Below are 24,293 nucleotides of genomic sequence, written 5' to 3'. Positions count from 1 at the left end.
AATAATGATGGGTATGGTGCACACCCGAAACCGCTTTAAGAATAAAATCTTAAAACTAATGGCGCCTACAAACAAAAGGCTATCTCCAAGTAGTCTTGTTTGTAGCGCCTTTTGTTTTGTAAAATATTATAAAGTGAGTTAAACTCACAAACAAGGAGTTTCAAAAATGAATTTTTTTAAAGTAGGAATTTCAAGAAGCGCAATTTTATATGTCTTCTTAGCTGTAATTATTGGGGGCTTAATTGGTATTGTTGATGCTATATTTGGTCGAGGGCTTATCTATATTACTGAATTTAGAGATAGTCATGCCCTATATTTAATTCCATTTTTAACCTTAGCCGGTCTCTTAATCGTTTATATTTATAAGAATTTTGGTAAAGACAGCCAAAAAGGAATGGGCCTAATTTTTGAAGCGGGGAATCATGGGCGAGAAGATATTCCAAAACGTCTTGTTCCGCTGATTGTTTTCTCGACTTGGCTTTCTCATTTGTTTGGTGCCAGTGTTGGTCGTGAAGGAGTTGCAGTTCAAATTGGTGGTGTGATTGGACATGCGATTGGTAAAAAACTCTCAGCAAAAGAAGCTAAAAAAATACTTTTGATTACTGGTATGGCTGCTGGTTTTGCAGGGCTCTTTCAAACGCCAATCGCGGCAACTTTCTTTGCTATTGAAATTTTAATGTTGGGTAAAATTGAGTATAGAGCTTTAATCCCAGCTTTGGTTGGTTCATATGTTGCAAGTTGGACTTCAAGCAGTTTGGGATTAGAAAAATTTTCTTTCGCAATCAATACTAACATTCATATTGACCCTTTGGTTCTATTAAAATTGGCTGTCATTGCCGTTTGTTTTGGACTTGTAGGAAGATTTTTTGCGGAATCTTTAGCTTTTATGAAAGCAACCGTCGCTAAAAGAATTGTTAATCCTTATTATAGAATTATTTTGATGGGAATTGTCATCTCAATTGGTTTACTTGTTATTCATTTGGACCGTTATGCTGGTCTTGGGACAAATTTGATTTCTTTAAGTTTTAACGGTGGACATATCAATGGATATGATTGGATATTAAAATTAATCTTTACGGTTTTATCTATTTCTGCTGGATTCCAAGGTGGGGAAGTCACACCACTCTTTGCTATTGGCTCAACATTGGGTGCAGCTTTGGCTATGCTCTTTGGTTTACCTGTCGAATTTGTGGCTGCTGCGGGTTATGTTTCAATTTTTTCAGCCGCAACAAACTCTTATTTTGGCCCAATTTTTATTGCTGCGGAGGTCTTTGGCTTTGGTTCGGTTCAATATATCCTACCAATTATGACAATTGCCTACGTTTTGAATGGAAATTCATCCATTTATGCGCAAGAAGTTCTAAATTTGGAAGTTTAAACAAAAAGATGACCTCTCTGGGTCATCTTTTTTTATATAATTTTTCAGTTTTAATGTAATCAATAACGTTTTGAGGTAAGAAGTAAGTGGGTTCAATATTTTTGGCAAACATTTCCCTTAGCATTGTACTAGAAATTGGTAACAAGGGAGCATCAAGCCAAGTAACAGGATAAGGACTTTTGGAGATTGTATCCGTTCTTCTTAAGGCAATGAATGTCACAAGTTTTAGGAGTTCATCAATTTTGTACCATTTGGGAAGATATTCCACCATGTCGCTACCAATAATGAAATAATAATCGGTATCAGGATTAGCTTCAGTCAGGAGTTTGAGCGTGTCATAACTGTAAGATTTTCCTCCACGTTCAATTTCAATCAACTCAAGACCGAGTCTAGGATTTTCTTTGATTGCTAACTCAAGCATTTTAACTCGATGTTTTGCAGAAATGGTTTCTTTTTCATCGACATGAGGTGGAATATTTTCAGGCATTAGTAATACTTTATCCAAATTCATTTGTTGGGCAACTTGGTCAGCCATCATTAAATGAGCATGATGAATTGGATTAAAATTTCCTCCTAATAGACCTACTTTTTTTCTGTTCCCTTTATTCATAAGGGGGCTTTCTCCTTAATTTTTGAAATTATTTAATCTACCAATATTTTGAATCAGTCAATTTATATTGTACCATAGCTCATCGCAATCTATAAGACTAAAGAAAAACTCCTCAAGGGAGTTCTTTAATTTAAGATTCGATTTGGACAATGTATCTACTGTTAATATAATGCTCGGTGTTATCCTCATCAATTACAAGGCAATTTCCGTTGCTGTAACCTTTCTTGAAATGTAAGGCAGAGACGACACTTCCGTCTATTAAGTGGATTCTTACACTATCATTTTGTTTAAGTAGTTTCTTTAGATAACTAATCATAATCCTCTCCTTTCTCCATTACTTCTATTGTAGTACAAAAAACATAAGTGGAGCAAAAAATTGACTAGTTTTACATAAAATACATGGCGAAATTTAAATTATAATTTATTGTATAATTATAAAGGGTTCCCAGTACAAATTTAGGGCAAAATTTGATAAAATAAAGATTAGAATTGCGTTAAAATCGGTATGATTAGCGGAAGTGAATATGGGAGAAAAAATTATGCCACATCTATATCAAGACGACAGTCTTACATTACATACGGACTTATATCAAATTAATATGATGCAAACTTACTTTGAGCTTGGACGACATCAGCGTCAGGCGGTCTTTGAGGTTTTTTTCCGTGAGATGCCCTTTAAAAATGGTTATGCTGTTTTTGCTGGTTTAGAAAGAATGGTTGATTATTTAAAGAACCTTAAATTCTCGGAAACAGATATTGCCTATTTGCGTGAATTAGATTATCCGGAAGATTTTCTAAATTATTTAAAAGAATTGCGTTTTACAGGAACAGTTAGAGCGATGCAAGAAGGACAACTTGCTTTTGCTAATGAACCTTTAGTGCAGGTTGAAGGTTCGCTTGCGGAATGTCAGTTGGTCGAAACAGCTATTCTTAATATTATAAATTTCCAAACTTTGATTGCTACTAAAGCTGCTCGTATCAAATCTGTAATTGGGGATGACCCTTTGTTGGAATTTGGGACAAGACGCGCTCAAGAAATGGATGCAGCCATTTGGGGAACACGAGCAGCAATCATTGGTGGTGCTGATGCGACATCAAACGTTCGTGCAGCTAAAATCTTTGGTTTGAAGGCTAGTGGAACACATGCTCATGCTTTGGTTCAATCTTATGGGAATGATTATGAGGCTTTTAAAGCATACGCACAGACACATAAAGATTGTGTCTTCCTTGTTGATACTTATGATACTTTAAGAGTTGGAGTTCCTTCAGCGATTAAAGTGGCGCGTGAATTTGGCGATAAAATTAATTTCCAAGGTGTACGAATTGATTCTGGAGATATGGCCTATATCTCGAAAAAAGTTCGTCAGCAACTTGATGAAGCAGGATTTACTGATGCAAAAATCTACGCTTCAAATGATTTAGATGAAAACACAATTTTAAGTTTAAAAATGCAAAAAGCAAAAATTGATGTTTGGGGAGTTGGAACTAAATTAATTACTGCTTATGATCAGCCAGCGCTTGGTGCAGTTTATAAATTAGTATCTATGGAAGATGAAAGTGGTCAAATGCAGGATACCATTAAACTTTCAAGTAATGCTGAAAAAGTTTCTACACCAGGTAAAAAACAAGTTTGGCGAATCACAAAAAAAGCAGATGGCAAATCAGAGGGGGATTATATTACATTTTCTGATGAACGTCCAGATGTAGCAGAAGAAATTTACATGTTCCACCCACTTTATACCTACATCAATAAAAATGTGCGAGACTTCAATGCTAATCCACTTTTGAAAGATATTTTTGTGGATGGTGAATTGATATATGAATTACCAAGCTTGCAAGAAATTAAAGAATTTGCTCGTGAAAACCTTGAGGAACTTTGGGATGAATATAAACGTGATTTGAATCCTCAACCTTACCCAGTAGATTTGTCACAAGAATTATGGAATCATAAAATGCGCCTAATTTCACAGGTGCGTACAACAGTATCAATGACGAGATTGGATGATGAATGATGAGAATAAGACGAATAGACCTCTGTGATGCAAGACTTTTCTGGGATGTCCAAAAGCAATTGGATACAGAAAGTAAGTTCATGATGCTTGAACCAGAGGAGCGAAGATTTGATTTTAGCCGAACAATTGGTCGAATTTCACGTTTTGATTTTTTAGTTGGTGCTGATGTTGATGGAAAATTTGTTGGATTTCTGTCAGCCAAAAGAGGAAATGCTAATCGAATTAGAAATACGGCCTATGTTGTTGTAGGAATTATTAAAGAATTTCAACACCAAGGAATTGGTTCTCAACTTTTTGAGGAATTAGAAAGATGGGCAAAAGAAAAAGCAGTAAAACGTTTAGAATTAACGGTAATGATTAATAACTATGCTGCGATTGCCCTTTTTCAAAAACATGGATTCACAATAGAAGGCGTTCGCCGTGAGGCAATGTGTGTTGATGGAAAATACATTGATGAATTCTATATGAGTAAAATTTTAGATTAAAAATAGTTAATGACAGAGCTGTCAGTAAAATATAGAAACTGTCAGTAAAAGGAAGATAAAATGACATTACAAGATGAAATTATTAAAGAACTTGGTGTGAAACCAGTCATTGATCCTAAAGAAGAAATTAGGGTGTCAGTTGATTTTTTGAAAGATTATCTAAAAAAATATCCTTTCATTAAGTCTTTTGTATTAGGGATTTCTGGTGGTCAAGATTCTAGTTTAGCAGGTCGTCTGGCTCAAATTGCTATCGAAGAAATGCGTCAAGAAACTTCTGATGAGACTTATAAATTTGTAGCAATTCGCCTGCCATATGGTGTTCAAGCTGATGAAGAAGATGCCCAACGTGCGCTTGCTTTCATTCAACCCGATGTCAGTTTGACTGTAAATATTAAAGCTGCTGTTGAAGGACAAGTGGCAGCCCTCAATGAAGCTGGAATTGAAGTATCAGATTTCAACAAAGGAAATATTAAGGCACGTCAACGTATGATTACTCAGTATGCTGTGGCTGGTCAATATCAAGGAGCGGTTCTTGGAACAGACCATGCAGCAGAAAATATAACTGGATTTTTCACAAAATTTGGTGATGGTGGAGCAGACTTGCTTCCACTTTTCCGCTTGAATAAACGTCAAGGAAAAGCACTCTTGGCTGAACTTGGCGCTGACCCAGCCATTTATGAAAAAGTTCCGACTGCAGACCTTGAAGAAGGAAAACCAGGACTTGCTGACGAGATTGCATTAGGTGTGACTTACAATGATATTGATGACTACACAGAAGGTAAAGTGATTTCTGAGGATGCTAAGGCTAAAATCGAAGCATGGTGGAATAAAACACAACATAAACGTCACTTACCAATTAGCGTTTTTGATGATTTTTGGAAATAAAAACAAAAAGTTACTGACAGGATTTCTGTCAGTAATTTTTTTATTAAAAATGATGAGGACTTGAATAAGAAGTAAAATGTAATTATGATATAATTAACTAAAACGTTTACAAAAAAAGGAGGGATAAGATGACATTTATTGAAGTGATTAATGAGTCTAAAATCTACCAATCAGGACAAGAGAAGATTTATGCCAATGACCAAGTAAATTTTGAAATTGAAAAAGGAGAATTGGCTGTCATTTTAGGTTCCTCTGGGGCAGGTAAATCGACAGTCCTAAATATTTTAGGAGGAATGGATACAAATGATGAGGGAGAGGTTATTATTGATGAGGAAAAAATCTCTAATTTTTCAAACAAAGAATTGATTACCTACCGACGTTATGCCGTTGGTTTCGTTTTTCAATTTTATAATCTTGTCAATAATTTGACAGCACTAGAAAATGTTGAATTAGCTTCTGAAATTGTCGAAAATGCTCTTGATGCTAAAGAAGTGCTGAAAAGTGTCGGTCTGGAACATCGGCTTCATAATTTTCCTTCGCAACTTTCTGGTGGCGAGCAGCAAAGAGTAGCGATTGCGCGTGCCATAGCCAAAAATCCAAAAATCTTGCTTTGTGATGAACCAACCGGTGCCTTAGATTATCATACAGGAAAACAAATCTTGAAAATTCTTCAAGATATGGCCAGAAAAGAAGGAAAAACAGTTATTATTGTCACGCATAATGCTGCAATTGCTGCAATTGCCAACCGTGTCATTCAAATGCATGATGGAAAAATTAAACAAATTGATAATAATAGCCAACCAGAAGATATCGATAGAATTGAGTGGTAAGCTATGCGAAAAAAAACTTTAAATAAAGAAATTCGCAGGTCAATTACGGGTTCATTAGGTCGCTTTATTTCTATTTTTTCCTTGATGTTGTTAGGGACTTTCGCTTTTGTCGGACTAAAAGTTTCTGGACCCGATATGAGAAGGACAGCGGAAGATTTTTATGCTCAACATCATTTAGCAGATTTGACGCTAACTTCAACTTTGGGCTTGGACCATTCTGACCAGCAATTAATTAACGAAACCAAGGGCGTAAAAAAAGCAGAATTTGGCTATTTTCAAGATTTGGTAATCAAAGGAAAAGAAAACAGTCTGCGTTTATTTTCTAAACCAGATGAATTGTCAACTTATGAGTTAATGTCAGGCAAGTTGCCTCAAAAAGATTCAGAAATTGCTTTAGATTATTTATATGACGGACAATATAAAATAGGACAAACCATTGATTTTACCCCTCCCAAATCTAAGGATTCTGATTTAATAAAAAATCATTCCTTTAAAATTGTTGGATTTGTGAAATCAAGTGAATATGTCGATAAAAGTGATTTTGGTTCAACGACAGTCGGAACGGGTAAACTTAATGGGTATGCGCTTGTTACCAAGGAAGCCTTTGATTCTGATGTTTATATGATTGCTCGCCTATCCTATAAAAACTTACAAAATATCTCCATTTTTGATAGCAAATATGATAGCCGTTTAAAAACTGAACAAAAAACCTTAGAAAATACTTTTAAGAATCAACCAGAAAAACGTTTGGCAGCACTGAAAACAGCCCCAGAAAAACAGATTAATGAAGCGAAAAGTCAAATAGTTGAGGAAGAAAATCAACTCACTCAGCAAGAAAATCAATTAATCGCTCAAAAGAATCAAATTGGGGAAAATGCATCCGCTCAAGCGATTGAGCAAATCAATGCAGGCCAAAATCAAATTAATGATGGAAAAGAAAAGATTGCTAAAGCTAAAGCAGAGCTTGCAAAGCAGGAAACAGCCCTAAACCAGCTTGAAAAACCGACTTATCAAATTAATAATCGTAAAGAAGGAAATCCGGGGTATAAGACATTTTTAGATGACTCAACAAGAATTGACAGTCTTTCAAATATTTTTCCAGTAGTCCTTTTTGCGATTGCTTTATTAGTGAGTTTGACAACAATGACTCGTTTTGTGGAAGAAGAGCGAGGAAATCTTGGGTTACTGAAGGCTTTGGGATATTCAAACCGTGACATTCGTAAGAAATTTATGGTTTATGGATTAGTTTCTAGCGGTTTAGGAGCTTTAGTAGGAACAATTATTGGACATACCTTTTTGCCGATAGCGGTATTTAATGCTTACACAGCTTCATCTACCTTTAGCAATTTACGGTTAACATTCTCTCCTTTATGGACAATAGTTGCTTTTGCGATAGCTATAGCTTGTAGTCTTTTGCCAGCATATTGGGTTGTCCGAATGGAACTAAAAGAAGTACCAGCCAGTCTCTTTTTAGCAAAAGTACCAAAAGCAGGCTCACGGATTCTTTTAGAGAAAATTAATTTTATTTGGAAAAGAATGAGTTTTACTTATAAAGTGACGGCTCGAAATCTATTTCGTTATAAAAAGAGAATGTTAATGACTATCTTTGGTGTCGCTGGCTGTACCGCTTTACTTGTCATGGGATTTGGAATTCGAGATTCTATTTCTGGTTTATCAAATAAACAATTTGGTCAAATTTTGCACTATGACATGATTACTATTGAAAAAAATAAAGTAAATGACAAAGAAAAAGAAGAAATAGATAAAGAATTAGCCTCATCAGAAATTGAGAATTATTTGCCGATTGCCTTTGAAAATTTGACAAAAGAAGCCAGTGGCAAATTAGAAAAACAAGAGGTTAACTTAATTGCGACAAATCGTTCTGATGATTTATCAAAATACATTAGCTTAAAATCTCGTAAAAATAGTCAAAAAATTGAATTAAATAACTCTGGAGCAGTCCTTTCAGAAAAATTTGCTGAACTTTTAGACCTTAAAGTTGGTGATTCTCTGACACTAAAAGATAGTGAAAATCAGCCTCATAAGATAAAAGTAGCAGCAATTACTGAAATGTATATGGGCCATTATATTTTCATGAATCAATCGGTTTACCAAAATGTTTTTAAAAAAGATTTTGTGGCAAATGCCCAATTGATTAAGTTGAAAAATGCGTCTACAAATAATATTCAAAAAATGTCAGCTCAATTTATGCAAGAAGACGGAATTCAAGCAGTTTCACAAAATAGTGACCTCAAAAAGGTGATTGAATCCTTTATGTATGGCATTAATAGTGTCATGATTGTTTTGATTACTTGTGCCATTTTACTTGCGATTGTTGTCATCTATAATTTAACAAATATCAATGTTTCCGAGAGAATTCGCGAATTAGCCACAATCAAAGTTTTAGGATTTTATGACCGTGAAGTCACACTTTATATTTATCGGGAAACGATTTTATTAAGCTTTTTAGGAATTCTGGTTGGTTTTGTTTTGGGGGATTATTTCCATCAGGTTATTATGAACCAATTGTCAGCTGACCAAATTATGTTTGCACCGGGATTACTTTGGACAAATCTTTTATTATCGGCAGCAATTACTTTTGCGACTACTCTTTTGCTAGCTATTGTTGTTCATTTCAAATTAAAAGCCGTGGATATGCTTGGGGCTTTGAAATCAGTAGATTAATCATTAAAAATTTTACTGACAGCTTTTTAAGAAATAAAAAAATTACTGATGAAAATTCGAGGATATCCATAAGTGCTAAAGACACTAACGGCTATCCTCTGACAAAAATTTCATCAGTAATTTTTTTATTATTTTTCAACTTTACGTTTGAGGTCCCCAATTTGTTGGCCTTTATCTTCGTCAGCTAAAATCTCTTCAAAAGCAGGGAGTTGAATTTCTTCCCCATATTTTTGGTAAAGAGCAGTAGTCACCAAACGATAAGCTAGTCGTGCATTTCTTGAAAGAATTGGCCCATGGAAATAAGTTCCAAAAGTATTTTTGTAAATTAAACCTTCAGTTTGATCATCTGGATTATTTCCACCACCGTAAACGACGGTTCCTAGTGGCTTTTCGTCATCAGACAGATAGGTAATTCCTGAATGGTTTTCAAAACCATAATATGTTTCACCAAATTCTTCATTGTGAGTTTCAATATCACCAATAAAACGGTCAGTTCGTAAATTTTCAGTATAATGTCCAAGAATTCCCGTTCCTTGAATTTTTGTCCCTTCGGAATTAACATAGTACTGACCGAGCATTTGATAACCACCGCAAATTGCAAGAAGTGGTTTTTCAGATTCAATGTAATCTTTTAAAGGTGCTGACAAGTCAATCAATGATTGGTCAGCAATAATTTCTTGCTCATAATCTTGACCACCACCCCAGAAAACAAGGTCATAATCTTCTTTTGCAAAAGTATCACCTAAAGAAACGATATTGAAGGTCATCTCTGCCCCTAATTTTTCTCCGACATACTTGAGCATGAGAATATTTCCATTATCACCATAAGTATTCATTAAATCACCATAAAGATGAGCCACATTGAGGGAATACTTTGGATTTTCAAGATTTGATTTTAAAGAGATATAAGCCATTTAACGCATTTCCTTTCCAAGATAATGACCCTCAGCCAATAATTCACGCATTTGTAACATGGCAGTGTAAGTTGCCAAAATGTAAACATGCTCTTTTGGACTCTCTTTAATTGCCTCTAAAACTTCTGAAAGTTCCTTGCGTTCAGAAATATTTTCGGCATTAAATCCTGTCACACGCATTCTTCTAGCCATTTCAGATGAACGAACACCACCTGTGATAATTTGGTCAATTTCCATATCATTAATTAATTCAAAATTAGCATCCCAAATCCAACTTGTGTCAATTCCGTCAGCATAATTGGCATTTAAAAGGCTAACTAAAGTGAAAGGATAATTGGCTAATTTCATCATTTCAAGGGCTTGATTAGCACCTACTGGATTTTTAATCAAAACAATGGTTACTTTTTTTCCGTCAATTTCAAGCGTTTCTTGACGACCAAATACTGCTTTAGAAAGTTCAAAACCAGCCGCAATTGTTTCTTTTGGCACATTAAAATATTCAGCAACAGATACAGCAGCAAGAGCATTATAAATATTATAAAGTCCGCCAACATTAATTTTATAATCTGTCCCATCAATTACAAATTTAGAAGAAGTATTTGTAATCTCTGATAATTCTGTCAGCTGATAATCTAATTCTGGACGACTAAAGCCACAATTTTCACAGATATAATTTCCTAAGTTAGCATAGGTATTCATCTTGTAAGCCAAAATATGATGACAAACGGGACAAACAATCCCCTCAGTATTGTAATGAGCATGAGTAGGTTCATGGCTTTCATGGTTGAAACCATAGTATTTTACAGGATTAACTAATTTTTTTGAGTTGAAAAGTGGACTATCGCCATTTAACAAAACCGTACCTTTAGGACTATTTGCCGCACCCTTGACAATAAAGTCATAAGTTGTATAAATCTCGCCATAGCGGTCCATTTGGTCACGGAAAATATTAGTAAACACAAATAACGAAGGTTTGATATATTCAGTGATTTTTGGCAAACTCGCTTCATCAATCTCAAGAACAGCAAATTTCTTCCCATTCGCCGCCTGAACGCTCCCTTTTCGGTCGCCTCCAGCTTTGGGAGCTTTGAGAAAAGTTGATACAATCCCCGTAATCATATTGGCCCCAGTTGGATTTGTTACAACTGGTCCAAAAGCCTTTTCTAGAATTCCCACGGTCAGTGCTGTGGTCAATGTTTTTCCATTTGTCCCAGTCACAACAATGATTTCATAATTTTTTGTCAGTGATTTAAGAATTTCAGGATCAAATTTTAAAGCAATTTTTCCTGGTAAAGTTGAACCGCGCTTGAAAAATTTTTCCAAGACAAAGCGCGATGAATTACCAGCAAACTTTGCAAATGAAGTTTTTATTGTCATAAGCAATATTATACCAAATACAGGGATTTTTTGCTCTATAAAATTTGAAAAAAAATTTATAAAACATATTTGATACTACTAACAAAAAAAAGTGATAAAATAATATCATTATGAATAGCAGAATATTCCAACACAATACTTTTACGACACTTTCTAGTGGTTTTTACAAGGGAACGATTACCCTCAAAGAAGCACTAGAACACGGATCAGTCGGTATCGGCACACTTGATACTGCAAATGGAGAAGTGACCATTATCAATGGAATCGCTTATCACGGGGACTCAGAAAATCATGTCCGATTAGTTGAAGAAGATGAGACAATGCCTTATGTGGCAATGGTCGAACATCAGCCAATCGCAAAATTTACTGACAGCTCTGTCAGTAATTCAGAAGATTTTCTGTCAGCACTGACCAAGCGATTTCCAACAGCAAATACCGCTTATACTATTGTTATGACTGGTCAATTCAAAGAAGTGACAGTCAGTAGCAAACCAGCCAATAACACTCGTCCTTATGACGAAATTATGGCTGACCAACCTTATTTTACAAAAGAAAATATTTCTGGAACTATGGTTGGAGTTTGGGCGCCAAAACATTTGACTGACCTTTTTGGTCTTGGTTTTCACTTACATTTTGTCAGTGATGATAAAACTTTTACCGCACATGTCCAAAATTTCATTACAGAAAATCTTGAGATTGAAATTGGTAAAATAACCAAAATTGACCAAGAATTTCCTGACAATGATGAAAACTTTGACCAGCACTTATTTCAATAATTTTGTCTGATATAGAAGACAGACTTCTCAAATTTTGTTACTATTCAATTGAGAAGTCAGTAATTTGATTAAAATGTAATTTATAGAATATTTTGCTATAAAATAAAAGTAATTATAGCTCTCACAGAACCGCTCCCTACATAATAAGAGCGGTTTTTTATTGCAAAATATGCTATAATTATTCTAACTGATTTTTAGTTATAAAAAAGCGAAATGGAAGTTCAGTGGTCAAAAAATATATTTCAAACCACTAGAACTCTTATAAAGGAATCAAAATGAATCTACAAGAAATGAACGCGCGTAAGGAAAAAATTCGTAATTTTTCGATTATCGCCCATATTGACCACGGAAAATCAACACTTGCTGACCGTATTCTCGAGCAAACTGAAACTGTTTCAAAACGAGAAATGCAAGCTCAACTTCTTGACTCAATGGACCTTGAACGTGAACGCGGAATTACCATTAAATTAAATGCTATCGAGTTAAATTATAAAGCCAAAGATGGTGAAACTTATATTTTCCATTTGATTGATACCCCAGGTCACGTCGATTTTACTTATGAAGTTTCACGAAGCCTTGCTGCCTGTGAGGGAGCAATATTAGTTGTTGATGCCGCACAAGGAATCGAAGCCCAAACCCTTGCAAATGTTTATCTTGCTTTGGATAATGACCTTGAAATTTTACCAGTGATCAATAAAATTGATCTACCAGCTGCTGACCCAGAAATGGTCCGTCAAGAAATTGAAGATGTGATTGGTTTGGATGCCTCTGAAGCCGTTCTTGCTTCAGCCAAAGCTGGGATTGGTATTGAAGAAATTCTTGAACAAATTGTTGAGAAAGTTCCTGCCCCTCAAGGTCAAGTTGACGCTCCGCTCAAGGCTTTGATTTTTGACTCAGTTTATGATGCATATCGAGGCGTTATTCTTCAAATTCGGGTCATTGACGGCTCGCTTAAAGTTGGGGACCGTATTCAATTGATGAGTAACGGTAAAGAATTTGATGTCACAGAAGTTGGTATTTTCACGCCAAAAGCTGTTTCTCGTGATTTCTTGATGGCTGGAGATGTTGGTTATGTAGCAGCATCTATTAAAACCGTTGCGGATACACGTGTCGGAGATACCGTGACCCTCGCATCAAATCCAGCAACTGAGGCCCTAAAGGGTTATAAAGAAATGAATCCAATGGTATTTGCTGGGATTTATCCAATTGAATCAAATAAATTCAATGACTTGCGCGAAGCCCTAGAAAAACTTCAATTAAACGATGCTAGTCTTCGTTTTGAACCTGAAACATCGCAAGCGCTTGGTTTCGGATTCCGTTGTGGTTTCCTCGGTCTTTTGCATATGGATGTCATTCAAGAGCGTTTAGAACGTGAATTTGGTATTGATTTGATCATGACCGCGCCATCCGTTGTTTATCATATCAATACAACGGACGGTGAAACCCTTGAAGTAGCCAACCCATCAGAATTCCCAAATCCTACGCGCATTGAAAACATCGAAGAACCATTTGTTAAAGCTCAAATCATGGTACCAAATGATTTCGTTGGTCCGGTTATGGAATTAGCTCAACGGAAACGTGGAATTTTCCTAACAATGGATTATTTAGACGCAAATCGGGTCAATATCATATATAATATTCCATTGAGTGAAATTGTCTTTGATTTCTTTGATAAACTTAAATCATCAACTAAAGGTTATGCCAGCTTTGACTATGAGATTTCTGATTATCGTCCATCAAATCTTGTGAAAATGGACATTCTCTTAAATGCTGAAAAAGTCGATGCCTTAAGTTTCATTGTCCACAAAGACTTTGCCTTTGAACGCGGAAAAGTCATTGTTGAAAAACTTAAAAAACTCATTCCACGTCAACAATTTGAAGTGCCAATTCAAGCGACTATCGGAAATAAAATCGTTGCCCGTTCAGATATTAAAGCTCTTCGTAAAAATGTATTGGCCAAATGTTATGGTGGAGATATTTCCCGTAAACGAAAACTCCTTGAAAAACAGAAAGCCGGTAAAAAACGAATGAAAGCCATTGGTTCAGTAGAAGTCCCTCAAGAAGCCTTCCTATCTGTCCTCTCAATGGACGAAGAATAAAACATCTTAAAATCACCATCAAGGTGGTTTTTTGTTACAATAAAAGAAGTAGAAAAGAGGTAAAAAATGAAAATATTTATCGTTGGAAGTACAGGACGTGTAGGTAAAAGTTTGCTTAAATCTCTCTCAACAACGGACCATCAAATTTATGCTGGAGCAAGAAAAGTTGAGCAAGTTCCTCAATATAATAATGTAAAAGCCGTTCAGTTTGATGTTGATTGGATACCAGAGGAAATGGCCAAGCAATTACATGGAATGGATGCTATTATTAATGTTTCAGGCTCAGGTGGAAAAAGTTTATTGAAGGTTGACTTATATGGGGCTGTCAAACTTATGCAGGCAGCTGAGAAAGCAGAAGTTAAACGATTTATCTTACTAAGTACAATTTTTTTCTCTTCAACCAGAAAAATGGATTGGTGCTGGCTTTGATGCATTAAAAGATTATTATATTGCTAAACATTTTGCTGATTTATATCTTACTAAAGAAACAAATTTAGATTATACAATCATTCAACCTGGAGCATTAACAGAGGAAGAGGCGACAGGATTGATTGATATTAATGATGAGGTTTCTGCAAGTAACACGATAGGAGATGTAGCAGATACTATCAAAGAATTAGTGATGACCAATCATTCAATTGGAAAAGTCATTTCAATGTACAATGGAAAAACGCCGATTAAAGAAGCACTTGAAAGTCTTTAAACTTTTCTTAATATTTAAAAGATACTTAAAAATTTAAGTATCTTTTTTGATTACAGTAAAAAATTGACAGGAGAGACTGTAATATTTTATAATTTTAATGACGCTTAAAAGAAAGCGCTAAACAATAAATTGTCAATGTCCGCAATTTATTCAAAAAATACGTAAGGAGTTTTATGGACACTAAAAAAATTAGATGGTTTACCGTCGCATTCATTGCCTTTAACATGGTTTGGGGAATGGGGAATGTTGTCAATAACTTTGCCCAACAAGGAATTACTGTTGTTACCTCATGGCTGTTAATTTTGGCTTTGTACTTTATTCCCTATGCACTTATTGTTGGTCAACTGGGTTCAACTTTTAAAGATAGTAAAGGTGGGGTCAGTTCATGGGTTGAAAATACCAGTACGAAACGCTTGGCTTATTATGCCGCATGGACTTATTGGGTAGTTCACATTCCTTATTTGGCTCAAAAACCACAAGCGATTTTGATTGCTTTTGGTTGGGTGGGTCAAGGAAACGGAAATCTGGTTAATCAGATGTCAATGACCGCTGTTGCTCTGGCTTCCTTAGCAATTTTTTTAGCTTTCTTATGGTTGTCAACAAAAGGGTTAAATACTCTTAAAGTGATTGGTGGGCTTGCGGGAACAGCAATGTTTGTTATGAGTTTACTTTTCATTGTCATGGCTATTGGAGCACCTTTTATCGCAAAAGATTTCCATATTGCAACGCCTGACATGGGAAATATTAAAACTTATATCCCTAAATTTGACTTCAGTTATTTCACAACTATCTCAATGCTAGTTTTCGCTGTCGGTGGTGCTGAAAAAATTTCTCCTTATGTTAATCAAACGAAAAACCCAGCAAAAGAATTTCCAAGAGGGATGTTTTTACTTGCTGGAATGGTTGGTATCTGTGCCGTCTTAGGTTCGATTGCCATGGGAATGATCTTCTCAAGCGGTAATTTACCAAATGACTTGATGGCTAATGGTGCATATGCAGCATTCCAAATTTTAGGTCAACACTTTGGTGTCGGAAACTTTTTAATGATTGTTTATGCTTTAACTAACGGTGTAGGACAAATTGCTGCCTTAGCTTTCTCTATTGATGCACCATTACGCATTTTACTTGCTGATGCTGACCCAGAATTCGTTCCAGCATGGTTGCGTAAAAAAACGAACAAAGGAACGCTTAAAAATGGTTATACATTAACAGGGATTCTTGTAAGTATCATTATTCTTTTACCGTTACTTGGAATCGGAGATATGAATGAATTAGTCAAATGGTTGACTAATTTAAATTCAGTTGTGATGCCAATGCGTTATCTTTGGGTCTTCTTTGCCTTCATTATGTTAAATCGGGCAGTGAAACATTTTCAATCTGAATATAAATTTATCAAACAAAAACGTCTAGCCATGATTGCTGGTGCTTGGTGTTTCCTCTTTACACTCATCGCCTGCGTGTTAGGGATGGTTCCAAAATTGGACTATGCTGCTAATCCATCTGCATGGTGGTTCCAACTTGCATCGAATATTTTGACACCAATTGTTTTAATTTTACTTGGTATGCTTTTGCCTTTCATTGCTCGTCGTGAACAACGCAAAACAAATGGTCTTGATTTAAATTCGCTCAATGTGGAATAAAGCCAGATTATCCCTGATTTTTTCAGGGCTTTTTTGATGCTTTTTTTAGATTAAAACAAAAGGATAAGTATTCTTAAAAATATCTAAGGATTAATTGTAAAAACTAGTCTATATCTATGAGAAAAGCTGACTTTTCGTGCAAAATTTGGTATAATATAGATAATCTGTTTGTCAATTGGGGCAAACTCTTCCGAAAGCAAGAAAGGAAAGTAAAATTTCATTTTAATGAGATTTTACAAGGCAAACATGCAAGACAAAAATGTTATCAATGTCAATTTAGTTGAGGAGATGAAGACGTCATTTCGTGACTATGCAATGTCAGTTATCGTTGCACGGGCACTTCCTGATGTACGTGATGGTTTAAAACCCGTTCACCGTCGTATTCTCTACGGAATGAATGAACTTGGAAATACTCCAGATAAACCGCATAAAAAATCGGCACGTATTGTCGGTGAAGTTATGGGTAAATATCACCCACACGGAGATAGTTCAATCTATGAAGCAATGGTACGTATGGCTCAATGGTGGTCTTATCGTCATATGCTTGCTGACGGACACGGTAACTTTGGTTCAATGGACGGAGACGGTGCCGCAGCGATGCGTTATACCGAAGCTCGTTTAAGTAAAATTGCCATGGAAATGTTGCGTGATATCAACAAAAATACCGTTGATTTCATGGACAATTTCGACGGTACTGAACGTGAACCGCTCGTTTTACCTGCTCGTTTCCCAAACCTTTTAGTTAATGGAACCACAGGGATTGCCGTTGGGATGGCAACAAACATTCCACCACATAATCTGGGTGAAACAATTGATGCAGTAGATATGCTCATGGAAAATCCAGAAGCTTCAGTTACTGATTTGATGTCTGTGATTCCTGGTCCTGACTTCCCAACAGGGGCTTTGGTTATGGGTAAATCCGGTATTCGTCGTGCTTATGAAACTGGTAAAGGTTCAATTACATTACGTGCAAAAACCCACATTGAAGAAATGGCTGGTGGAAAAGAACGTATCGTTGTGACTGAATTACCTTATATGGTCAATAAAGCGCGTTTGGTTGAACATATTGTTCGTTTAAACCATGAAAAACGAATTGAAGGATTGACTGCGGTTCGTGATGAATCCAACCGTGAAGGAATTCGCGTGGTTATCGAAGTTCGTCGTGACTTATCAGCACACGTTATCTTAAATAATCTGTTCAAACTAACAAGTTTGCAAACTTCATTTGGTTTCAATATGTTGGCTATCGAAAAAGGAATTCCTAAAATTCTTTCTTTGAAAGAAATCTTAGTTGATTATATTGAACATCAAATAGAAGTTGTTGAACGTCGTACAGCCTTTGATAAAGCACGTGCAGAAGCACGCGCACATATCTTGGAAGGTTTACGTATCGCTCTTGATAATATTGACCGTATCATTACAATTATCCGTGAATCACAAACGGATGCCATTGCACAAAAAACAATGATGGATGAATTCCTCCTCTCTGAAAAACAATCGCAAGCTATTCTTGATATGCGTTTGCGTCGTTTGACCGGATTGGAACGTGATAAAATTGAGGCAGAATATCAAGATTTAGTCGCTTTGATTGCTGACTTAGCCGATATTTTGGCAAAACCTGAACGAGTTAAGAAAATTATTCGTGAAGAATTAGAAGAAGTTAAACGTAAATTTGCTGACAAACGTCGAACAGAATTGTTAGTTGGTGAAGTTCTTACTCTTGAAGATGAAGATTTGATTGAGGAAGAAGATGTATTGATTACTTTATCAAATAAAGGATATATCAAACGTCTAGCTAATGACGAATTCCGTGCCCAAAATCGGGGTGGACGTGGTGTTCAAGGAATGGGAATGTCTGATGATGACTTTGTTCAACATTTGGTATCTACATCAACACATGATCATTTACTCTTCTTTACAAATCTTGGACGTGTTTACCGAATGAAAGGATATGAAATTCCTGAATACGGTCGGACAGCAAAAGGATTGCCAATTGTCAATCTCCTCAAGCTTGATGACGGTGAAAAAATCGCAACAATCATCAATGTTGACCGTGACCAAGAGGCGAAATATCTCTTTTTCACAACACGCAACGGAATTGTTAAACGAACTTCAACCAGTCAATTTAGCAATATTCGGACAAATGGTTTGAAGGCTTTGAAACTCCGAGATGGTGATGAACTGATTAATGTGCTTAGAACTTCGGGTGAAGATGAGGTGATTATCGGAACTCATTTGGGATACTCAGTTCGCTTTAAAGGTGCAGCTGTTCGTGATATGGGACGTGCAGCAGCCGGTGTTAAAGGGGTTAACCTCAGAGAAGGCGACTATGTTGTCGGAACTTCACGAATTGATGATAGTCAAGAAGTTCTTGTCATCTCAGAAAATGGTCTTGGTAAACGAACTCAGGCTTCGGAATATCCAACAAAAGGCCGTGGTGGTAAAGGGATGAAAGTCATGAATGTCACAGAAAGAACTGGTAAATTAGCTGGTTTAACTGCTGTCAATGGTGACGAAGATTTGATGGTTATTACAGATACAGGGGTTATTATCCGTACAAATGTGGCTAACATTTCTCAAACTGGTCGAGCTGCCCAAGGGGTTAAAGTAATGCGACTTGATGATGAAGCACAAATTGTAACTTTTGCACTTGTAGATCCAGTCATTGAAGATGAAGAAGTTGATGCGCCAGAACTTACTGATGAAACAATTTCTACTGACAATAACGAAGAATAATTGAAAAGAAAGTCTGCCAGTTACTGACAGACTTTCTGACTGAATAAGATGGTGCTGACAGCTCTGTCAGTAAAAATTAGAGAATGAAAAAAATAATAATTTGGGTTCTAGTAGCACTTAGTTTAATTAGCTTAAGTGCTTGCGCTAATGGAAAATCTAGTCAAAAAGATAATCGTAATTTATTAACGTCACCAATTAATAAAGACGTGACGACAATGGGAACTTACATTAAAGTTACTGTTTATGACAAAGGAAAAGAAGCTGCAGTTGAAAAGGCTCTAAAGCTTCCTGTTGAATACAATAATTTAACAACCGTTAATCAATCAGGTTCACAAATTGATGAGATTAACCAAAATGCAGGAATTAAACCTATCAAGGTGAATTCAAATGTATATGAATTAGTTAAAGCTGGTTATAACTATTCAGCTAAAGATTTAGGTTATGATATTACAATTGGTTCACTGACAAGTCTTTGGAATATTGGAATGGATAACGCTAGAAAGCCTGCTCAATCAGAAATTGATCAAGTTTTGCCTTTAATTAATTATCATGACATAAAGTTTGATGATAAAAATGAAACAATTTATCTGACACAAAAAGGTGCTCGTTTGGACTTGGGTTCCATTGTCAAAGGGTTTGTTGCCATGAAAATGGTTGATTCACTCAAAAAAGATGGTGTTACCACAGGGATTGTCAACTTGGGTTCTAGTTCGATTTATGTGATTGGTCATTCACCGAGGGGTGCTGACAGTCCGTGGACAATCGGAATTAAGAATCCAAATGATCCAACTGGGACTCAAATGGGGATTATTAAAGCTTCTAATGAGCACGTCAATACTTCAGGAATTTACGAGAGATATTTAGAAGTTGATGGGCATAAATACAGTCATATTTTAAATCCTAAGACAGGCTATCCTTTTGAGAATGATATTGCCAGTATCACCTTGTTAATTTCAGGAAAAGATAAGACCAATGGTGATGGTTTGTCAACAATGATATACGCTATGGGAACCAAAAAAGGTTACGAATACGTTGAAAAGTTGAAAAATGTTGAGGCTGTATTTGTTGATAAAGATAATAAGGTTTATATTACACCTGGACTGAAAGACAAATTCCAGCTTTCAGATAAAAAAACATTTGAAGTTGGTAATATTACAAACTTAAAATAATTGTTTAAATCTTGCTATACGCAAGATTTTTTTGTAAAACAATTAAAACTTTTGACTCAGAACTTAAAGCATGGTACAATGAATAAAAAGAGTACACAAAAAGACAAGGTGGGCAAAAATGGCAGAGCATAAAAAAACTAAAAGAGGGAAATATAACTGGCTGTTAAATACATTTATTGTTCTTCTATTTATAGTAGGATTAGTCTTAATTTTTAATAAGCCAATTCGTAACATGTTGATTGCAACAAATAGTAATAAATATCAACTTCATAATGTTTCACAAGAAAAGATAGAAAAAAATAAAAAAGCTGATGTAAGTTTTGATTTTGCTGCGGTAAAATCAGTAGATTTTCAATCAGTCATTACTAACCAGTTTAATAGTCAACCTCTACCTGTAATTGGTGGTATTGCAATTCCCGAATTAAATATCAATCTTCCTATCTTTAAAGGGGTTGGAAATACTTCACTTTTATATGGAGCGGGAACAATGAAAGCTGACGAAGTCATGGGTGAAGGTAATTATAGTTTGGCTGGTCATAATATGACTGGATTTACTTCTGACTTATCTATCTTATTCACTCCGTTAGAGAAAGCAAAAGCAGGAATGACAATTTATGTGACTGATAAAGATAATATTTATCAGTATAAAATTGATAAGATTGATGTAGTGACGCCAGAACATGTTGAAGTAATCAATGATAGTCCAGGTAAAAAAGAAATCACTTTAGTAACCTGTGCTGATGCTGAGGCAACTCATCGAATCATTGTACATGGAACTTTTGTAGATAAGACACCTTATGATAAAGCAACTGATACCATGAAAAATGCATTTGAAACCAAATATAATCAAATTAAAAATTTCTGATTTAAGAACTTCGTTATTATACGAAGTTTTTTTATTTAAGATAGCGATTGCAAAAGAAGGAAGATGATAGTATAATTATCTTAGTAAATAAAGTAAACAAAAGGAAACTTATGAAATGTATTTGTAAAATAAAGATTACTTATTCATTTACAGGGTTATTATTTATATGTTCGTTTATGCTTATGGCTATGTTTTCTCAAGAAAACAGCGTTAGTGCTGATAGCGTCCCAACACTAGTTACTAAGAACCTAACTGTATATGCTGTTAGTGGTGACTTTTATAATCACGCTAAAGAAGCAGTTGTAACTGCCATAGACTCTAAGGGGAACCGAGTAGAGGGAGTAGATTATTACAACGGGCCGATAAAGTATAGTATATCAACTGATGCTTATGGTAATTGGGTTACAGATAAACCGGGTATATACTCGGTAACTTATTCTTTTGTTGACCCTTCTACCAAAGCTTCAATCAGTCAGGAAGTTAAGGTTACTTCTGTTTCTTTACCGTCGTCGTCACTACCTATAAGTGAAATAGAAAATACATTAAATAAGAATGCGATTGTAGATGAGGACTCTGATAATAACGCTGTTTATGATAACTATAATGGAAATATACTAATGGCCTTTTATGCACATGACATATCATATATGACAAAAGGCTTTGAAGCCAGAGAAGAAAAAAATTATATTTTAACTGGCGGATATAAAAACTTTAACTACAGCGAAAATGAATTGAAATCAGCAACCTCTCTTATGGAAGGTTTCAGTAACGTATTGGAAGGAAAAAATACTGATTTTGACAAAATAGAAGCAATAGAAGATTACGTTGATGATTTAATGAATTATGATCTTGCAGGTGCAGAACAAGATGGCACGGAAGCAAATAATATTATATCTGGTGCACGTTTAAATGAAATTGTTGACAATGACCATGACCAATATTATGGTCAAGCGTTTAGTGCTTTTTTATCTGGCAAAGGTGATTGCATGCAGTATTCGATGCTTTCAGAACTTGGTTATATCTATGCTGGAATTCCAGCAGTGACAGAAATTAATAATGGAAATGTACCTACTGATGGCTTTTACCTTTCCTTTGGAAATGGGGGACACGAGTGGAATGAGGTTCAAGTAAATGGACAATGGTACATTGCTGATGATACATGGGCCGATAATGATATACGTTGGAGAGGGCTTATAGGTATGGATAAACTTCCTACTCAGGATAAGATTGGAATAAATACATTAACAAATCAACCTTTATATTATCATACTGGTAATGTTCGGAAATTAACGTTAATGAATAAATCGATGATTAATCCAACCTTAACTACTCAGCCGATTACAACGATTTCTGGTGGTGGAAACTACCAAAATATTATGTATAATTCCATTGTGAATGCAGTTTATAGTGATGGTAGTTTAGTTCCGCAATCAGAAATACACTTTTGTGTCCCCACTATAACTGTCGATGGATTGAGTTATTGGGCAACAGATTATACTGGAGTTCATAATGTTAATTTCAATTTTAAAGACCCAAACACGGGGGATATAATTACTTCAACAGTATTGGTAACTACTGTTAGTCCAATTTTACTTACCACAACCGTTAGTGCAGCTTCTGGCAGTGGAAATTATGAAAAAATGATGTATAACGCCATAGTGAATGCTAAGTATAGTTAATGGAACTCAAGTCCCTCTGTCTTCTATCCATTACCTTGTTCCAACTATAATTGTTGATGGACAAACTCATTGGGCTACCGATTATCCTGGCAACTACAATATTCAATTTAATTTCACAGACATTACAGGACAAATCGTAAAAGCAAATGCAACAGTCATCATAAATTAAACAAAAAGGGAAAAACAAAATGAATGAAGAATTATATAATTTTTTACTGGGGAAAATATTTTATTTTTGTCAATTGCCAAGCTATACAAAATGGGGAATCTGGTCATTTGAACCTGACGGTAAGATAAAAGGAATGCATAGTGACTTTGAACAAACATGGAAAATTGAAAATGAGCGGCTATTAATTTTAGATAGTCAAGGGCATGTCACTTGTATTTTTGAAGGTCAGATAGAAAAAATGCAAAAAAGTCATTTGCTTCGTCCAGGAATGGAACACTTTCAAGTTGCTTTGATTGCTACTGATTTAATCGGTTATGATTATTTTGATAGCCTTTGCCCGATTGAAAATGATTTAATTGCAGCATGTATGCAAACAGGGTCAGTGGCAAATGAAAAATTACGTCAGCTTCTTTTAGAAAATAAAACCATTGACGGTTATTATGCCGGTCGGGCTTATGCTGTTAAGAGAAAAGATTTAGAAATTGGGTTAAAGCAATATAAAGGAGTTTTTTATGATTTAGAGCTTTCGCAAAACCAGCCTGATTTTTTTACTAAAAAACTTTTGGTTTGGTTCCCAGGACTATTGAGCTACAATCACGGGAATGCTCGGGAAAACTTCTTTCCTAATCCTTTTGAAGGAATTACAGGATCTATTGCTAAAAATACAGTGGTATTAAGAATTGCCGATAGTAATTTAATTAATGGCTCTTATTATCTTAATACCCCAAACTTTGGAGATTATGAGCAGAATATTCAAGAACTCATTGAAAAAACAGCCAAAGAAGAAGGAATACTTAGGGAGAATATACTATGTGCTGGTTCTTCTCGTGGGGGTATGGGTGCACTTTATCATGGATTACTTGGAAATTATGCACTTGTATCAATGGACCCTGTCGTAGATCGTAGTCCCTGGTTGCAATCTGCTGATGTTCAATTAATGTTTGATTGTATTCCTGTTTCATTCGTAGATAAGCTCAATCAATTATTGGAAAAAACAAATTTATCAGCTGAAAAAATACAAGTAATAACAAGCCCTCAAGTTCCGATTACTTATCCATTTATTATTCAATTAAAAACTTGGAAGTTAGCACTTAAAACTTATCGTATGAAGTTGACAGATGAACAATTTGATTATCAGCCCTATGGTGGGAAAATGCATGGAGATTTTGTAAATCGTAATATCCCTCTGCTCTTGATGAAAATTAATGAATTTCTTTATGGATGCGATTCAATAGAGAATACGATAGATGAAAAAACCTTGTAAATAATCAAGGTTTTTAA

General features: G+C 35.4%; 20 protein-coding genes and 1 riboswitch. Of the genes, 17 read left to right on the top strand and 3 right to left on the bottom strand.

Features of this window, described 5'->3' with window-relative positions; genetic code table 11:
* Window positions 1–75: riboswitch (Fluoride riboswitch) on the top strand.
* A gap of 91 nt (window positions 76–166) precedes the next feature.
* Entirely contained in the window at window positions 167–1,378 is a 1,212-nt protein-coding gene (locus LDP15_RS04235) for a voltage-gated chloride channel family protein (protein WP_015426309.1), read from the top strand.
* 22 nt (window positions 1,379–1,400) lie between these two features.
* Here LDP15_RS04235 and LDP15_RS04230 read toward each other — a convergent pair whose 3' ends face one another.
* Window positions 1,401–1,988: a nicotinate-nucleotide adenylyltransferase gene (locus LDP15_RS04230; RefSeq protein ID WP_015426310.1), complete on the bottom strand. Its 588-nt coding sequence runs from the start codon at window positions 1,986–1,988 to the stop codon at window positions 1,401–1,403.
* A 539-nt stretch (window positions 1,989–2,527) separates the two neighbouring features.
* Between LDP15_RS04230 and LDP15_RS04225 the strand changes: the two genes are divergently transcribed.
* The 5 genes from LDP15_RS04225 to LDP15_RS04205 all read left to right on the top strand — a co-directional run bounded on the left by LDP15_RS04225 (window position 2,528) and on the right by LDP15_RS04205 (window position 8,885).
* The gene (locus LDP15_RS04225) at window positions 2,528–4,000 is read left to right on the top strand and encodes a nicotinate phosphoribosyltransferase (RefSeq protein ID WP_021722509.1); all 1,473 of its coding nucleotides are present in this window, start codon (window positions 2,528–2,530) and stop codon (window positions 3,998–4,000) included.
* Window positions 3,997–4,485: a GNAT family N-acetyltransferase gene (locus LDP15_RS04220; protein ID WP_015426313.1), complete on the top strand. Its 489-nt coding sequence runs from the start codon at window positions 3,997–3,999 to the stop codon at window positions 4,483–4,485. Before LDP15_RS04225 ends, LDP15_RS04220 begins: the two co-directional genes overlap by 4 nt.
* 60 nt (window positions 4,486–4,545) lie before the next feature.
* Entirely contained in the window at window positions 4,546–5,370 is an 825-nt protein-coding gene (nadE, locus tag LDP15_RS04215; RefSeq protein WP_015426314.1) for an ammonia-dependent NAD(+) synthetase, read from the top strand.
* Window positions 5,371–5,498: 128 nt separating this feature from the next.
* Entirely contained in the window at window positions 5,499–6,200 is a 702-nt protein-coding gene (locus LDP15_RS04210; RefSeq protein WP_058218607.1) for an ABC transporter ATP-binding protein, read from the top strand.
* Window positions 6,201–6,203: 3 nt separating this feature from the next.
* The gene (locus tag LDP15_RS04205; RefSeq protein WP_015426315.1) at window positions 6,204–8,885 is read left to right on the top strand and encodes an FtsX-like permease family protein; all 2,682 of its coding nucleotides are present in this window, start codon (window positions 6,204–6,206) and stop codon (window positions 8,883–8,885) included.
* A 128-nt stretch (window positions 8,886–9,013) separates the two neighbouring features.
* On the opposite strand, the gene gatD is transcribed toward LDP15_RS04205, so the two are convergent.
* On the bottom strand, window positions 9,014–9,799 hold the full coding sequence (gene gatD, locus LDP15_RS04200) for a lipid II isoglutaminyl synthase subunit GatD (RefSeq protein ID WP_010905760.1): 786 nt from the start codon (window positions 9,797–9,799) through the stop codon (window positions 9,014–9,016).
* The gene (gene murT, locus LDP15_RS04195) at window positions 9,800–11,176 is read right to left on the bottom strand and encodes a lipid II isoglutaminyl synthase subunit MurT (RefSeq protein WP_015426316.1); all 1,377 of its coding nucleotides are present in this window, start codon (window positions 11,174–11,176) and stop codon (window positions 9,800–9,802) included. It abuts the gene before it with no gap.
* A 110-nt stretch (window positions 11,177–11,286) separates the two neighbouring features.
* Here murT and LDP15_RS04190 point away from each other — a divergent pair, with 110 nt between their 5' ends.
* The 11 genes from LDP15_RS04190 to LDP15_RS04140 all read left to right on the top strand — a co-directional run bounded on the left by LDP15_RS04190 (window position 11,287) and on the right by LDP15_RS04140 (window position 24,276).
* Window positions 11,287–11,952, top strand: a complete 666-nt coding sequence (locus LDP15_RS04190; RefSeq protein WP_012897719.1) for an acetolactate decarboxylase — start codon at window positions 11,287–11,289, stop codon at window positions 11,950–11,952.
* 275 nt (window positions 11,953–12,227) lie between these two features.
* Window positions 12,228–14,051 (top strand): translation elongation factor 4, encoded by a 1,824-nt coding sequence (gene lepA, locus LDP15_RS04185; protein WP_015426317.1) that lies wholly within the window; start codon window positions 12,228–12,230, stop codon window positions 14,049–14,051.
* A gap of 66 nt (window positions 14,052–14,117) precedes the next feature.
* Window positions 14,118–14,480, top strand: a complete 363-nt coding sequence (locus LDP15_RS04180) for an NAD(P)H-binding protein (protein WP_255596450.1) — start codon at window positions 14,118–14,120, stop codon at window positions 14,478–14,480.
* Window positions 14,464–14,754 (top strand): NAD(P)H-binding protein, encoded by a 291-nt coding sequence (locus LDP15_RS04175; protein WP_370632356.1) that lies wholly within the window; start codon window positions 14,464–14,466, stop codon window positions 14,752–14,754. The genes LDP15_RS04180 and LDP15_RS04175 overlap by 17 nt, the downstream gene beginning before the upstream one ends.
* Before the next feature lie 173 nt (window positions 14,755–14,927).
* Window positions 14,928–16,394, top strand: a complete 1,467-nt coding sequence (locus tag LDP15_RS04170) for an APC family permease (RefSeq protein WP_012897722.1) — start codon at window positions 14,928–14,930, stop codon at window positions 16,392–16,394.
* Between the two features lie 246 nt (window positions 16,395–16,640).
* Window positions 16,641–19,130 carry a DNA gyrase subunit A gene (gene gyrA / locus LDP15_RS04165; protein WP_042230292.1) on the top strand — a complete coding sequence of 830 codons (2,490 nt, stop codon included), beginning with the start codon at window positions 16,641–16,643 and terminating at the stop codon, window positions 19,128–19,130.
* Window positions 19,131–19,213: 83 nt separating this feature from the next.
* Entirely contained in the window at window positions 19,214–20,299 is a 1,086-nt protein-coding gene (locus tag LDP15_RS04160; RefSeq protein ID WP_015426320.1) for an FAD:protein FMN transferase, read from the top strand.
* A 118-nt stretch (window positions 20,300–20,417) separates the two neighbouring features.
* Entirely contained in the window at window positions 20,418–21,164 is a 747-nt protein-coding gene (locus LDP15_RS04155) for a class A sortase (protein WP_015426321.1), read from the top strand.
* Window positions 21,165–21,211: 47 nt separating this feature from the next.
* A complete protein-coding gene (locus LDP15_RS04150) occupies window positions 21,212–22,843 on the top strand; it encodes a transglutaminase-like domain-containing protein (protein ID WP_225513298.1) in 1,632 nt (543 codons plus the stop codon).
* Entirely contained in the window at window positions 22,827–23,012 is a 186-nt protein-coding gene (locus LDP15_RS04145; RefSeq protein WP_151316426.1) for a hypothetical protein, read from the top strand. Before LDP15_RS04150 ends, LDP15_RS04145 begins: the two co-directional genes overlap by 17 nt.
* A 19-nt stretch (window positions 23,013–23,031) precedes the next feature.
* Window positions 23,032–24,276, top strand: a complete 1,245-nt coding sequence (locus LDP15_RS04140; protein ID WP_225513297.1) for an XcbB/CpsF family capsular polysaccharide biosynthesis protein — start codon at window positions 23,032–23,034, stop codon at window positions 24,274–24,276.
* Window positions 24,277–24,293: the final 17 nt, after the last annotated feature.

The sequence above is a fragment of the Lactococcus sp. SK2-659 genome (assembly GCF_020218185.2).
Taxonomy (GTDB): domain Bacteria; phylum Bacillota; class Bacilli; order Lactobacillales; family Streptococcaceae; genus Lactococcus; species Lactococcus lactis.
This window is presented reverse-complemented; position numbering and strand designations above follow the sequence as displayed.

What these genes read in the sequence shown, in the direction of transcription:
- LDP15_RS04225 (WP_021722509.1), top strand. Translation starts at nt 2,528, where the DNA reads ATGCCACATCTATATCAAGACGACAGTCTTACATTACATACGGACTTA.
- LDP15_RS04205 (WP_015426315.1), top strand. Translation starts at nt 6,204, where the DNA reads ATGCGAAAAAAAACTTTAAATAAAGAAATTCGCAGGTCAATTACGGGT.
- gatD (WP_010905760.1), bottom strand. Translation starts at nt 9,799, where the DNA reads ATGGCTTATATCTCTTTAAAATCAAATCTTGAAAATCCAAAGTATTCC.
- LDP15_RS04140 (WP_225513297.1), top strand. Translation starts at nt 23,032, where the DNA reads ATGAATGAAGAATTATATAATTTTTTACTGGGGAAAATATTTTATTTT.
- LDP15_RS04145 (WP_151316426.1), top strand. Translation starts at nt 22,827, where the DNA reads ATGCTAAGTATAGTTAATGGAACTCAAGTCCCTCTGTCTTCTATCCAT.
- murT (WP_015426316.1), bottom strand. Translation starts at nt 11,176, where the DNA reads ATGACAATAAAAACTTCATTTGCAAAGTTTGCTGGTAATTCATCGCGC.
- LDP15_RS04155 (WP_015426321.1), top strand. Translation starts at nt 20,418, where the DNA reads ATGGCAGAGCATAAAAAAACTAAAAGAGGGAAATATAACTGGCTGTTA.
- LDP15_RS04210 (WP_058218607.1), top strand. Translation starts at nt 5,499, where the DNA reads ATGACATTTATTGAAGTGATTAATGAGTCTAAAATCTACCAATCAGGA.
- LDP15_RS04235 (WP_015426309.1), top strand. Translation starts at nt 167, where the DNA reads ATGAATTTTTTTAAAGTAGGAATTTCAAGAAGCGCAATTTTATATGTC.
- LDP15_RS04160 (WP_015426320.1), top strand. Translation starts at nt 19,214, where the DNA reads ATGAAAAAAATAATAATTTGGGTTCTAGTAGCACTTAGTTTAATTAGC.
- gyrA (WP_042230292.1), top strand. Translation starts at nt 16,641, where the DNA reads ATGCAAGACAAAAATGTTATCAATGTCAATTTAGTTGAGGAGATGAAG.
- lepA (WP_015426317.1), top strand. Translation starts at nt 12,228, where the DNA reads ATGAATCTACAAGAAATGAACGCGCGTAAGGAAAAAATTCGTAATTTT.
- LDP15_RS04190 (WP_012897719.1), top strand. Translation starts at nt 11,287, where the DNA reads ATGAATAGCAGAATATTCCAACACAATACTTTTACGACACTTTCTAGT.
- LDP15_RS04170 (WP_012897722.1), top strand. Translation starts at nt 14,928, where the DNA reads ATGGACACTAAAAAAATTAGATGGTTTACCGTCGCATTCATTGCCTTT.
- LDP15_RS04220 (WP_015426313.1), top strand. Translation starts at nt 3,997, where the DNA reads ATGATGAGAATAAGACGAATAGACCTCTGTGATGCAAGACTTTTCTGG.
- LDP15_RS04180 (WP_255596450.1), top strand. Translation starts at nt 14,118, where the DNA reads ATGAAAATATTTATCGTTGGAAGTACAGGACGTGTAGGTAAAAGTTTG.
- nadE (WP_015426314.1), top strand. Translation starts at nt 4,546, where the DNA reads ATGACATTACAAGATGAAATTATTAAAGAACTTGGTGTGAAACCAGTC.
- LDP15_RS04230 (WP_015426310.1), bottom strand. Translation starts at nt 1,988, where the DNA reads ATGAATAAAGGGAACAGAAAAAAAGTAGGTCTATTAGGAGGAAATTTT.